The 13,662-nt window shown below is 68.5% G+C and carries 6 protein-coding genes and 1 CRISPR repeat array (1 of these 7 only partly in view); of the genes, 2 read left to right on the top strand and 4 right to left on the bottom strand.

Features of this window, described 5'->3' with window-relative positions:
• The first annotated feature begins 28 nt into the window (after positions 1 to 28).
• Positions 29 to 1,003 (top strand): hypothetical protein, encoded by a 975-nt coding sequence (locus tag ACQP0P_RS20735; RefSeq protein WP_433379404.1) that lies wholly within the window; start codon positions 29 to 31, stop codon positions 1,001 to 1,003.
• Positions 1,004 to 1,049: 46 nt separating this feature from the next.
• Here ACQP0P_RS20735 and ACQP0P_RS20730 read toward each other — a convergent pair whose 3' ends face one another.
• A complete protein-coding gene (locus tag ACQP0P_RS20730; protein WP_433379401.1) occupies positions 1,050 to 2,690 on the bottom strand; it encodes a major capsid protein in 1,641 nt (546 codons plus the stop codon).
• Positions 2,691 to 2,955: 265 nt separating this feature from the next.
• On the opposite strand from ACQP0P_RS20730, the gene ACQP0P_RS20725 reads away from it, so the two are divergent.
• The gene (locus ACQP0P_RS20725) at positions 2,956 to 4,869 is read left to right on the top strand and encodes a hypothetical protein (protein WP_433379398.1); all 1,914 of its coding nucleotides are present in this window, start codon (positions 2,956 to 2,958) and stop codon (positions 4,867 to 4,869) included.
• A gap of 43 nt (positions 4,870 to 4,912) precedes the next feature.
• On the opposite strand, the gene ACQP0P_RS20720 is transcribed toward ACQP0P_RS20725, so the two are convergent.
• Genes ACQP0P_RS20720 through ACQP0P_RS20710 form a run of 3 tightly spaced genes read right to left on the bottom strand, consistent with a single transcriptional unit; the run spans position 4,913 to position 10,919 of the window.
• Entirely contained in the window at positions 4,913 to 5,041 is a 129-nt protein-coding gene (locus tag ACQP0P_RS20720) for a hypothetical protein (protein WP_433379395.1), read from the bottom strand.
• Positions 5,042 to 5,091: 50 nt separating this feature from the next.
• On the bottom strand, positions 5,092 to 8,208 hold the full coding sequence (locus ACQP0P_RS20715; protein WP_433379392.1) for a phage minor head protein: 3,117 nt from the start codon (positions 8,206 to 8,208) through the stop codon (positions 5,092 to 5,094).
• Complete coding sequence (locus tag ACQP0P_RS20710; RefSeq protein WP_433379390.1) at positions 8,208 to 10,919, bottom strand: hypothetical protein; 2,712 nt, start codon at positions 10,917 to 10,919, stop codon at positions 8,208 to 8,210. The genes ACQP0P_RS20715 and ACQP0P_RS20710 overlap by 1 nt, the downstream gene beginning before the upstream one ends.
• Positions 10,920 to 11,191: 272 nt before the next feature.
• A CRISPR array of direct repeats spans positions 11,192 to 13,662; the repeat unit is 29 nt; unit sequence GGGACCATCCCCGCGTGCGCGGGGAGCAC (it continues 1,950 nt past the right edge of the window).

Here is a 13,662-nt window from a genome sequence, read left to right as displayed (position 1 = left end):
CGAGTCCTTGGTAAGAAGGAGCCCGACCATGCCCGACGTTACATGCAGCGTGCTCGAAAGCGGAACGCGATGCCCCCGCCCCGCCATCGCACGCGGTTGGTGCAACAAGCACTACGTCCGCTGGCAACGGACCGGCGACCCGCTTGGTAATCGATCTCGTGCAGGGCAATACACGTTCTGTGCTGTTGTCGAGGACGGGCGAACCTGCGGCGAGCGATCCGTCAGCAAGGGGATGTGCCGTAAGCATTACTCCCGGTTCCAGCGGCACGGGAACCCGCTCGTCAAAGGACGCCGCCGGTTTATCTACACCGATGACGCTGTCGCCGACTTCTGGCGACTGGTCGACCGCAATGCTCCGGAGGAGTGCTGGCGCTGGCAGGGCACGATCAGCGTCCACGGATATGGCACGTGGCACAAGTTCCCAGCCCACCGTTACTCCTACATCTTGGAGCATGGCTCCGTCCCCCACGGTCTGGTCGTCGACCACGCCTGCCATGTGCCCGCCTCCTGCGCTGGTGGGCCGACGTGCCTGCATCGGAGATGCGTCAACCCAGCTCATCTGAAGGCGATCCCGCACGCCGACAACGTCAGCGGTGACCGGTCGAGCAATAGCCGCCCGCTGGACGACTACTGCTCGATTGATGGTTGTAAGAAGCCATACGTGGCGTTGGATCTCTGCGCTGGTCACTACCAGCGGCTTCGAGAGCATGGCGACGCCTTCCCGAACAGGCCCCTGGGCGAGCGGATCTCTATGACGTGCGCCGTTGATGACTGCGAAGTGATCGCCGTCAAGCGCGGATGGTGCGACATGCACTGGAAACGGTGGTATCGAACTGGTGACCCTCTCACTGCGAGGAAGCCGGGTAAGCGACCGCAAGCCACGCACTGCACCATCGATGGTTGCGGCAGGCGGATTCATGCTCAAACCCTGTGCACTGGGCACTATCAGCGTTTGCTCAAGCACGGCGATCCCCTTCCCGATAAACCCCTTCTGGGCGCGTAGGTTCATTTAGGGCCGGTCACCTTCAGAGGTTGACCGGCCCGTTCTTCTACGCAATCGGGCAGGCCGCGTCGATCTGCGCGGCGGTCGCACCATTCGGACAGATTGGCATGGTGATCAACCTGAGGTCGGGACCTCTATTGATCAAGGTCACGCACTCTTCTGAAAACAGGGCCGTATAATCGTTTGTCGAAAACTTGGTCGAATCATGGACGACACCGAGACTGATCTCGCCGCCTCGTCCGGCCTGTAGCGACCCGGCCACGTAGATGAGGAACTGGATCTGATCAGGCCAGGTGACGGCCGGGGTAGTGCCGCCGATGTCGGCTGGCACGGTCGGACCCAGACCGCGCGCCCACTGGATGCGCACGCCCAGGGTCGCGAACAGGTTGATGAGTTCCTGCACCCGCACCTCTGATAGGGCTCGCCCGTTCTGCCGCGCCAGGTCGGCCAGCATGAGGCTGCGCGACCACCAGGGCAGCGTCACCTCAATGTTGATGCTGTCGCACAAGGAGTGCCGCTCGACCATGTCAGCGGCCTGTAGGGCGATCGCCGCGTACACCGCTGAGAGAGCACCAAAGCTGACGCCGATGGTGACCGAGGTGGCCTGCGCCAAGGCCAGCTCAAACAGGTGCTGGCGGATGCGCAGCTCATGCGCGACCATGACGTTCCGCTGGTACCAGGCGACGAGCTCAGGGAAGTGCCTTTGAGTGAGGATGCCCGACTCCAGGCACACGCCGATAGCGTCACACCTGACTTCGATCGGATCTGGGCACGGAATCCTGAAGCACGGCTTGGTTGAGCCCGCGATGTCGTCAGCCTCGGTGTGAACGAACGTCATACTAGCAACGTCGAGCGATGGGATCGGGAAATAGCGCAGACCGCCTCGGGCGAGCTGGATTTCCGGCAGGTCCCACAACATTTCCGGGCAGGCGATGCTCGTGAGGTCGTACACCGTCTCCGACGGCGCGCACCAGCCGCCTGAGGCGACCAGGTCGGTGCCGGGCAGACGCGACTGGTCGGAGGCGAGGATCACCGCGCGGGTGCCCTCTGTACCACTCGACGAGTCATTGATGATCAGCTCGTTCTGGAACGGCAGCCGGTACGACGCCGTCAGACCGACACCACCACCGGCGGTCTTGAGGGCGTTCGCGCGGCGGATGATGCCCTCGGTGACGCCGTCCATGTCGAGCGGCTGACCCGGCTGGTAGCCGGGAACGTCCACACTGGCGGTGATCTCCGGGCCGGCGGGCGGCGCGGGCGGCAGGACACGCGGCTGACGGCGGCGCACCCCGGACAGGTCCAGGGCCGGGCGGCGGGCCGGGAGCTGCGCAGAGGCGACCACCGGCTCAGCCGGGGGCGGGGTCGGCTCCGGGCCGACAGCCTCCTCGCCTTCGGCGGCTGCCTCCTTGGTTTCGGTGGCGGCCTCCTCGGCGGGAGTGCCGCGCACCTCGGCGGCGAGGGCGTCGATCTCGGCGGCGGCGGCCTCGGCCGCAGCCGCACGGTCCGCCATCTCGCCGCGGATGTTCTGCACGCCCTGCGACAGGCGCCGCAGCTCGGTCATGTCGGCCGGCGAAACCCGGTCACTGGTGGATAGCTGGTCGAACGCGGCGACAGCACCCTCAAGGAGCGCTGAAAGTTCGCCGTCGTCCAAGCTGGTGATGTCGTCGGGCAGTTCGAACCGCTCCACGGTCTCTCCTGAGTCAGTCGGAGAGCCCGGCCCGCGGCCAGCAGCTATCTAGCGAGTCAGCTTAACCGCTGCCTGACCTTCTGGTTCGTGACCAACACAAGCTCAAGAGACCCAGCAAATTGAGGTTTTGGCCAGGTATCTTCGCTGCGGATTCCGCTGAGGGGCGTCGTGGTTGCCCTCGCTGCACAGAGCTCGCGCACACCATACAACCCTCCTGCCCATTTATGACACTCTAGGTGCTGCTGTTGTTACTTAGGGAGGATATGTGGCCGAGTCGTCTTCCATTGAACCCAGGGAGCCAGACACTGCGGACGAGGTGCGACACGCCTTGAAGGCGCCGACACGCGGATGGGCCAGCCCTTCACTGCTGAGCTTTCCCGCGGCCGCCGCAGAGCTGCTGGTGTGGCTGGGAGACGCCCGCAACTTCGACCCTAACTACCATCCGCCGGCGCTGGCTTCGGCGATCAGCGACTACGACCGCTCGGTGAAATCCGGGTTCGGCGAAAAAATCAAGATCGCGCTGCAGGGCGACCTCGCCGCCTTCGAGACATCGCTCACGCCTCTTCGGAACGATCCATCCAAGAACAGAACGCCTGTGGAGACGGCGCTGAACACCCTCATTCACCGTCTCAAGAGCCCCGACGTGCTGCAAGCGGCCTGGCTCGACCTGTGGTCGAAGTGCGGGCGGGACAATTCTCCACCCGAAGCGATCGCGATCAGGCGTGATCTTTTCCTCGCGCTCGCGCGCCTCGCCGAACACGACATCGAACAGCTCATTTGCGACCTGGCCGGACTACTCGACAACGATGCTCCGACTGTGTACCGGGCGCGCCTCGCTCTTGGTGACATCTCAGTACCGGACTCCTCCGGTACTGACCCGCAGGTCTGGGAACTGGCTGAGTTGAACGCCGGACAGCGATGCGAACTGGTTGGGCGGTTCCTCGCCCTACCTCCCAGCGCATCCCAGCACGTGGTTTGGCTGGCGTACGAGCGGGCTGCTCTCTATCTCCGGGGCGTCGAAACGATCGGGAACATGGTCTTCTTCGACAGTGAGATCGTGCCCCGTGAACCAGACGAAGTCACCGCCAAGTTCGGCATGCACGGCGAGCGGTGGACCGACAAAGACGGCAAGCTCATGGCCAGGATGCCGCACGCTAAGGGCGTCGTGCTGGTCCGCGTCTCTCTGCCCGCGGACACCTACATCGACCCCGTCAAGGCGGCCCGCGACCAGGTGGAAGCGCTGGTAACGCTCGGGAAGTTCAAAGCGGGCGTCTACGACGAACGCATCTGGCGTCTCCTGCCCGGCGCCAGCCACATCTCTCCCGTGCAAGTCCGTTGGCAGCTCATCTCGCCCAGTTCCGACGCCGCCAGCCAACGAAACGACCGCCAACAGCAGGCCAGCGTCTATGTCGCGATGGCCGATTGGGCGCAGGCCCACGGCAAGATTCGGATCACCGAGCCCAGGCTGGCCGAAGCCGTGGAGCTGCTGGGCCGGTGGCGCGACACTCAAGCCGGGTCGGCTCTCGGCCGGGTGACCGCGAACGTCCAGGTGATCGAGACCGCCGCGTCCCGTGTCGGCACGGCCCCGTGGAACCAGCACCTCGGCGCGTACATGAAAACGGCATGGCTGGAGTACCAGACTCGCACCCACTTGTCTGGCACGATCTTCGACGCTATTGGCGGCGATCTTTCAGAGCTCCCCCTCACCGCGTGGGAGGAACTTCGGGCTATCCAGAATAGGACGGTGAAGTTCACCGACCTGAGACTCATGGAGCTCTTGCCGAATTCGACACAGCAGGCTCTCCATGATCTCAAAGACCTCTACCCGAGTCATCACCAGTTGGGGCGGCGGCTGCGCACTCTAGACAAACGACTAAGCAACTCCGCCTCCTTCGCCACCTGGCTGACCCAGCTCGGCAACGAATGGGAGCACCAGCTCGACCGGCTCCTTCGGATCCGTAACGCGGTTACCCACGGCGGCCCCGCAACCACAGACGCCGTGAACAGCATCGACCTCTTCAGTAGCTATCTCGCCATGTGGGAAGTGGAGATCTTCTTGGAATCCGCCCTGGCCGGCACCGACCTGGTGACCGCCCACGATGACTTTCACACCAAGAACACCAGCCGACTGGACGTACTGCGCACGGCGGCGCAGCCAGGCGACCACTTGCACATGTGACAGCGGGCCACCGCAACGCCTTGGTGGCCCGCTCTTGGAGTGGCTACGGCACGGGCGGCTGATCATCCCCCGCGGCGGGCACGATCTGCCCGCCCGGGTACCGCTGCACCATCGCCTCAACCTTCAACAGCGACACGTGCTCGTAGACGACCCTGCCGGTAGCGTCTTTCACCTGCAGGAGCGGCTGGTTCGCGGTACGCGCCGAGCACGGCCTACATGCCATCACGCCGCCTTGACGTCGGTGGCCAACGCCTGGGCGATCTCAGCGCGGACCGGCGCGACTCGCTCCCTCATCGCCTCGATCTCCGCGCGGGCCGCGACCCGCCGCTCCATCTCGTCGACCACCGCGACAGCCAAAGCCCCGTAGTCGACGACCGGCGGGGCCAGGTGGACGGGGGCGGCGGACGCCGTCAACGCCAGGTTCGCCCGGTCAATGACCGCTGAGGCCGCCAACCGCGATGGGTGCCCGGGCACCGGCACCGACAGCACCGCGCGCAGCGCCCACCGCCCCGACGGCTCCTGCCGCATGTGGTAGCTCGGCTGGCACGCGGCGAACACCATCCGGTCCCAGTCCGACAGCCACGGCGCGGCCGCCCCAGAGAACCACATGCCGCCCTCCGACATCCCGACCGTGATCACCCCGGCGACGGTGCGAGTGTCGTCGAACTGGCAGCTGCTGGTCTCGCATTCGGCGCCGTCCCGGTGGTGGCCGACGTTCATCGTGAACGCGCCGACCTTCACCGTTGTCCCATCGTCCAGGTTCATCCTGGCGCGCAGGAAACCCGTCAGGTCGATGTCGCCGAGGCTCTCAATCGTCAACCGGCGCCCGGGAAACCCTTCGTGCGGCACACCGGCCTGCGCCACCCACCCGTAGATCCGGCCGTCGGCGTAGTGGACGCCGCCCGAGTCCGACGGCAACTCCTTCACCGTCGGCTCGTGGAACCACGCGGCGGGCAGAGCGGGCAGGGCTTGCAGCTCGTGCCAGGCGGACGCGGTCAGCGGGTCCATCACCTCGAGTTCGCCGCCGCTGCCGCACTCTTCGCAGTCGCCGGAGGCGGCCAGGCCCGGCCCAGGCGCGACGGGGTCGAGGGTGATGCACGCCTGCGCGAACGCGGGCATGGCCACCAGGGTGGCGCCGCGCACCCGCGCCTTCGTGATGCGCATGACGAAGTCACCGGCCTGCTCGGAGAACAGCACTTCGCCCGGCTTGTCGTCGCCGTCGCCGGCAGCCGCGGCGATGCCCGCCGCGGTGAGCGCCGCCCGCAACCCGTCGCCGCTCATCGCGCCCTGCTCGCCGGTCGTCCACTCCACCACCTGGGTGGCTCGCACCGACCAGGCGCCGCCCGGCAGCTGCGTGACCGACGCCTTCTTCAGGGACGCCAGCAAAACCACCTCGTCCTCAGCCGGGTGCTCTTCGCGGCGGCGCCGGTCGACGAACTCCATGTCGACGTCGTCCAAGTCGACGGACACCCCCAGCGGCGCCTGCTGCTCCAGCAGGTCGATCGCCGCCTGCCCCGCCTCCCGGTCCGGGTACAGGACGCCGCCGCCGGTGATACGGCCACCCACCCGGTTGATCTGCTGAATCTCCCCGGCGAGGACAGCGCCCTGGTGGCCGCCGCGCATTTCGTCGGCGTACTGCAGCGGCCACGACTCGCCGTCCCAGTACAGGGCGCGCGGCGCGAAAATCCGGCCGTCCCCCGTCTCCTCGTCTTCGAACGCGAGCGCGGTTTCGCCCGGCGTGGACCAGCGGCGGGGCGGCTGCGCGGCAGCGGAAAGGTCCTGGTCAGGCATGGCGTCTCCTTCAGAAGCCGCGTCGAGTGGAATGTCGGTGACGTCGCCGTTGAACACGACGCGCAGCCGATCAAACGTGATCGGCCCGGTCCGGTCGACCAGCCCGGCAAGCTGGGCCAGGTCGTCGCTGTAGGTGAGGGTGACGTGCGCCACCCACGGGGTGTGCTGGTCTGGGAACGCGTACACGTCGCCGACGCAGTACGTCACCGCGTTTTTCACCTGGGCGAGGTGTTCGCCGCCGACGCCGAGCACAAGCGCCGTGTCCGGCTCGGGGCTACCGGGGTTGAACGCGCTGAGCGCGAACCCGTCGCCCTGCAAGGGCAGCGGCACACCGTCGACGTCGCGCAGCTCCGCGACACACCCCCGCAGCCGGTCCACGATCTCCTGCCGGGTTTCGGCGTCAATGTCGTCGCCGTCGCCGAGGAACAGCAGCGTCAGGTGCAGGTCGTCGGCGAGTTCGCCGTCGTCGACCAGCAGCCGGTCGATGTCGGCCTGCGACGGCACCAACGCCACCATCGCCCCGGTGTACGGGCCGCCCGAAGCGGCACTGATGTCCCTCACAACCCCTCGCTTTTCGAACGCGTTGACGACATCGTTGATTTCCTGGTCGGACAGTCCCTGCCGGCCGGTGTCGGGCGGCGGCTCGGCCGACTCCTCGGAATGGAACGTCATCGCACACCGGCAGTTCACCGTGTTGCCCGGTGAAGCGATCGGGTCGCCGGGGAAGTCGAGGAACTCTCCGCCCACACGGAACACCCCGTCCAACGGCACCACCTGCCCGTCAGCGCGGAAATGCGCGTCGCGGGTGCGCAGGTCCATCGTCGCCAGCCAGCTTTTGAACAGCGGCCGCGACCCGGACGGCTGGGAGCGGGCGACATGCAACGCCGCCCAGTTCCACGCGGCCAGCGTTTCCGTGCGGGCGATACGGGCGGCGCGGGCCTCCCCCAGCTGGGCTCCGCCTTCCCGGAACGTGGCCTGCAGCCGAGCCCGTAACCCGTCCATGGTGTCGCCGGCGGCGACCCCGTCCGCGAGGGACTGCCGGGCGGCCCGCCACAGGCTGTCGCCGACGTCACGCAGCCGGTTCTCCGCGGCGAGCAGGTAGTCACGGACCACGTCGGGCAACTCCAGCGGCCGGTTCACATACAGGTCGACCAGGTCTGGGATGTCAGCGGGCCGGTCCGGTTCGCCAGCCTTCGCCGGCCCGGGCACCGGCGAAGGATCAGGCGGGGTGTCGGGCTGCGGGTCGGGGACGCCGAGCGCCCGCCGCGCCGCCACCAGGGCGGCGCCGAACACGGTCAGCAACGCCAGCACGATCACGAGGAGCGCCGCAGCCCACAACTCCGAGACGCGGCGCGCGTCAGCGTCATCAACCGGCTCCCCCTGAGCCACCAAGCCCCCCACGGGGGTGGATGCTCGCAGGGAGGCCGCGTACTGGGCGGCGACCCGGTCCAACGCTGCCCGCACAGTCCGCCCCACCATGGGTTCCAGCCCGGCCAGAGCGCGCGCCACCTGATCACGCTGCCCGGCCCGCGGATCACGCCCGGCCATCACGTCTCCTTGGAGTGCAGCAGCACCAGGCCGTACAGCACATCCCGTAGCTCGTCATCGTTCAGGCCGTGCCGACGCTTCATCTGCTCGACCAGGTCGCGTCCCCGCCGGTCCATGTGGGCGAGCGTCCCCGCCTGGTCGTGCACGGCTGCGGCAGCGGGCAGTGTGTCCGGCATGTTCTCGGTCTCGTCGACCGGCAGCACCGGCTCCCGCCCGACCGGCTCCTCGCGGGCATCATGGGCGTCGCGGGCGGCGCGGGCTTGCTTCTCCTCCAGGGTGGGCGCGTCGTCGTCGTCGAACCCTGTCTCCCGGCGCAGCGCCTGATCAGAGATGACCCCGCGGTCGTGCACCTCCAGCGCGGTCTGCGGCCGGTTCGCGCGGATCCGCAGCAAACTGGTTTCGTACCAGACCAGCGCCTGCTCAGCGTCTGGGTGGTTCTCGTCTTCCAGGGTGGGGCGCAGCCACTGCGTGGTCAGCGCGTCGGCGAGGGTGCCCAGGCGCGGTTCCACCGCCAAAGTGATCGCTTCCTCTTTCAGCTGCCAGCCGGAGTTACCGGTGAAGAACACCGTCCCTTCGTGGCGGGCCAGCCACGTGCCGTTCGGCGTGGTCGGGCACCAGATCGTGCCGGTGTACAGCTCCTCGGTGAAGCTCCGGCCGCGTGGCGCGAACGTCGCCCGGCCGGAGCCGATGACCATGTGCTGGGTCTTCTTGCGCGGCCCTGACGCGGACGTTCCCCACCCGTTGTGCTCGGTCCGGTACGACGAGCGTCCGGACAGGATCAGAGCCAGTTCAAAGGCGTCGCACATGCGCGGGTCCTTCTGCCCGAACACTGGCGTCTTGCCCTGCATGTAGTGGCCGTCTGCGCGGATCGCGGTGTCGATGAACAGCTCCAGCTGCGCGGCGGTGAGGGAGCGGATGAAGTCGAGCGTGACGATCCGCTCGGGGGCGTGCTCGACAACCACTTCGGCGGCGGCCGAGTTCAGCCGGAATTCCGTCAGCTGGCCATTCGCCGAGATGGTCATCCGCCAGCGCGGTATGGCGTCGCGGGTCTTGCTGTCGCCGGCGAGGTACTTGCCGGCCATCACCTTGGAGACGCCGAGCCGGCGGCCGATGTCGGCGTTGGTCATCTTCGGGTTTTCGGCCTTCAGCCGCTTGGCTTCGTCGCGGCGGGCGACCGATTCGGGGCTGGCGTAGCGGCCGCCCTTGTCGAGGGTTTCACTCGCCGGGCCGAACAGGGCCGTCAGGGCGCGCATGATGCGGTCGCAGTTGCCGGGGTTGACGTGGTGCGACTGGTAGATGGACACCTTCGGTGTGTTGCGGCCCTGCCGGACACCGGAGGTTCCCTCGGTGAAGTACCAGGCGACCGCTTCCACCAGGGCGTCGCTGTACTTGGGCTCCGTGGGCAGGTCGGCGTTCGGGGCGGCCAGCACCAGGTACTCCTGGCGTTGCGTGTCCGGGCCGTCGTGGTGGGCGGCGTCGGCGAGCTCGCCGCTGGTCGTCCAGGTGCGGGCGCGGTTGCGTCCGGTGACGAGCGGCCAGCGGTGCTTGGCCGTCGTGATCGAGGTGTGACGCCTGCCCTTGATCTTGATCATGGGTTCGTCGACGACGTCCCAGGTGTTGACGGCTGCGAGGGGCTGCCACTGCGACAGGCCGGTCTCGTGGTTGAGAGTCAGAACCGGTTCGCCGACCGTGAGCTGGTCGTAGGTTTTCCAACCCGACAGCGTCATGATTTCCACATGGCGCACCGTACACCAATGATTTACCTCACCTGTGCCCAACAGGATTTCCGCCGGAGTATCCAAACCTGTGGCGAACCGGCGGATGGTTTCCTCGCGGAGCCTCGCCGCCAGGTCGTCGAAGTCTGACTCAAACGTCACCCGTTCGATCTTGCCGATCGCGTCGGCCGGCACCTCCAGAATGATCGGCACCGCGGCCGCCGCACTCTCGGGATCCTTGTACGCGGTTTCAGCGACCTGCATGAACACGTCAATCAGGTCGTCTTCTTCGCCGTCCAACACACCCGGCTTGGACGGGAACCGGGTGCCGTGCGGCACCAGCAGCACGCCGCGCCCCGTCAGCCGGGAACGGGCGATCGACGCGACAGCCGCGTTCAGCAGCCGTAGTTCTTCCAGCAGGCCCAGCGACGACCGGATCGGCGAGTCCGCTTCGATGTGCCGGCGCGGGTGCGGCTCCCACACGCGGATCGCGGCCGGGGCCAGCGGGTCAGCGGGTTTAGACGGGTCGTGCGGCGGAATCGGCACCGGCTCGCCGTCGATCTCCGCCTCCAGGTCCTGGCCTTTCGACGTCACCTCCAGCACCGACAGGGCCCGCCAGTCCTCGCCCGCACGCTGCCCGGTGCGGGCGTCCTCGGTGGGGCGGATAACGATCCACCCTTCGCCGGCGACCACCAGGTGCGGGCCGAACGCGGCGAGCAGCTGCGACTGCCCGGCCGGGCCGCCGGCGATGGACGCGACCAGCTCGGACGCCCGGTGGCTGTCGGGCAGCGGTTTGACGGTGCCGTCGTCGTCGCGGACACCGGCGAACAGGCGGCCTTTGCCCATGGCGTTGCCAATCCACTTCGACGCGAACCGCACCTCGGGCGTGGTGTCGTAGTAACTCCACGCCCGGTGCTGCCACGACTGGTCGGGCTGGGCGGCCCTGAACCGGCGCTGCGTCCACCGCTGGGCGGCCGCGACAAGTTCCCGCGCCATCTTCACGCTGGGCCGCCGGGCTGGTAGCTGGTCACGTCACAGGCCCCCTGAGCAGACGCAGGTGCCCGGCCCTCAGCTCAGCGGCGCACCGGCCACCCTACCGGCCAGCTACGAACAAGTCTGGGTAGGCGAGGCGACGGTACCGCCCCTTCAGGCCGAAGAAGGGACCATCCCCGCGTGCGCGGGGAGCACACCTCGGCGCGGCCGGTCATCCGGTGGCCGATGGGACCATCCCCGCACTTGCGGTCGGGCGGCCCTGTTGAGCGTCCCAAGGGACCATCCCCGCGTGCGCGGGGAGCACATCTCGTCCCAGGTCGTCTTCGCGTTGTAGTCGGGACCATCCCCGCGTGCGCGGGGAGCACACCGCGTAATGACCGGTGTTCAACCCGGGCCCGGGACCATCCCCGCGTGCGCGGGGAGCACCAGGCCCCGGGGATGGAGAACGCCAACATCGTGGGACCATCCCCGCGTGCGCGGGAAGCACGAGACGCAAGAGGAGTTGTTGACCGTGACCGCGGGACCATCCCCGCGTGCGCGGGGAGCAGGCATGAGGGGGACCTGTGGCCACCACAGACCAGGGACCATCCCCGCGTGCGCGGGGAGCACTACACCGAGGCGATTGCCTGGCTGGACGACCGGGGACCATCCCCGCGTGCGCGGGGAGCACTTCCGGCGTGTCCACGTCCTCGCCGTACCGGAGGGACCATCCCCGCGTGCGCGGGGAGCACGGGATAAGCATGGCGAGGAAATTGTCGCCACGGGGACCATCCCCGCGTGCGCGGGGAGCACTGGTCGGTGGTCTGCTCGGGGATGTCGTTCCAGGGACCATCCCCGCGTGCGCGGGGAGCACTGCTTCCAGGTGACCCTGGGGAGACTGTCCAGGGGACCATCCCCGCGTGCGCGGGGAGCACGGGGCAGCGAACCCCTGTTCCCCCCGGGCGTCAGGACCATCCCCGCGTGCGCGGGGAGCACGTCGTGCCGGTGATCCGGACCGGGCCGTAGAAGGGACCATCCCCGCGTGCGCGGGGAGCACCCGTCCTGGCCGGACCAGAACGACGTGAACGTGGGACCATCCCCGCGTGCGCGGGGAGCACTCCTGGCACAACCGGCCCGGCCCCCGCCGTCATGGACCATCCCCGCGTGCGCGGGGAGCACATGCACAACGCCTCTGACGAGCAGTACTTCTGGGGACCATCCCCGCGTGCGCGGGGAGCACTTCTTTTTCTTACCGAAGGTACGGGATACTCCGGGACCATCCCCGCGTGCGCGGGGAGCACTCTTGTTCGAAGAGGAAGCGGTCGTTCGGAACGGGACCATCCCCGCGTGCGCGGGGAGCACAGCGCGGTACCGCTGAACAGCCCCATGCCCTCGGGACCATCCCCGCGTGCGCGGGGAGCACGGCACCCGCACCGAGCAGCGCATGCGCGCCACGGGACCATCCCCGCGTGCGCGGGGAGCACTGGGCGCCCTCTGTCCGCTGGCGCCGGTTGCCGGGACCATCCCCGCGTGCGCGGGGAGCACCGCGTTCGCGGTCGTCGGTGACGCCGTACATGGGGACCATCCCCGCGTGCGCGGGGAGCACAGTCGTGACTTGGGCCTGCCGTACCAGGCCTTGGGACCATCCCCGCGTGCGCGGGGAGCACTCGGTGGGGTCCTCCTTCCACAGGGCGAGCTGGGGACCATCCCCGCGTGCGCGGGGAGCACAGTTCGGCCAGGCGCTCGTCGATCTCGCGGGGGGACCATCCCCGCGTGCGCGGGGAGCACTGGACGCCTCCCGTACGTCGCTGGAACAGCTCGGGACCATCCCCGCGTGCGCGGGGAGCACGGTGGGTCCGGCGAGGGTGCGGTGTCCGCCGGGGGACCATCCCCGCGTGCGCGGGGAGCACATGAGAACGTCCAGCCTCGGCGCCTCTTCGTCGGGACCATCCCCGCGTGCGCGGGGAGCACCGCCTGGTCGCGATGCAGCGCAAGGGCACGCCGGGACCATCCCCGCGTGCGCGGGGAGCACGGGCCCTGCTGTTTTCTACGGGTGCTTCACCCGGGACCATCCCCGCGTGCGCGGGGAGCACTGGGCGCCGGCCTCGACGGGTCCGATGAGGTGGGGACCATCCCCGCGTGCGCGGGGAGCACACGGCGTCGGCCACGATGGGGCTGATGACGCGGGGACCATCCCCGCGTGCGCGGGGAGCACCTGATCTGTCAGGCGCGACCACAAGGCACCTTGGGACCATCCCCGCGTGCGCGGGGAGCACAAGAAGTCCGAACGCCTCGAAAAGGCTCTGGAGGGACCATCCCCGCGTGCGCGGGGAGCACAACGTCTGAATGAGGGCGATGTCTCCGGAGTTGGGACCATCCCCGCGTGCGCGGGGAGCACGGCACCCCCGTTGACCGGGTGCTGGAGGACCTGGGACCATCCCCGCGTGCGCGGGGAGCACTTCACTCGCGCGGCGCGCGAGCATCTGGAGCCGGGACCATCCCCGCGTGCGCGGGGAGCACCGCTCCGCAGCGGCCGCGATCCCCGGCACCAGGGGACCATCCCCGCGTGCGCGGGGAGCACCTGAACACCACCGTGATCACCTTCGCTGCGCCGGGACCATCCCCGCGTGCGCGGGGAGCACTCCACCCGAGCGACTTCGCGGCCGCATCGGCGGGGACCATCCCCGCGTGCGCGGGGAGCACTTGATCACGGCCTTGTCGGCCAGCCACGTGGGGGGACCATCCCCGCGTGCGCGGGGAGCACGTG

The sequence above is a fragment of the Streptosporangium sp. CA-115845 genome, from assembly GCF_050943795.1.
GTDB lineage: Bacteria > Actinomycetota > Actinomycetes > Streptosporangiales > Streptosporangiaceae > Streptosporangium.
The sequence above is the reverse complement of the archived record's forward strand: the minus strand, read 5'-3'. Positions and strand labels throughout refer to the sequence as shown.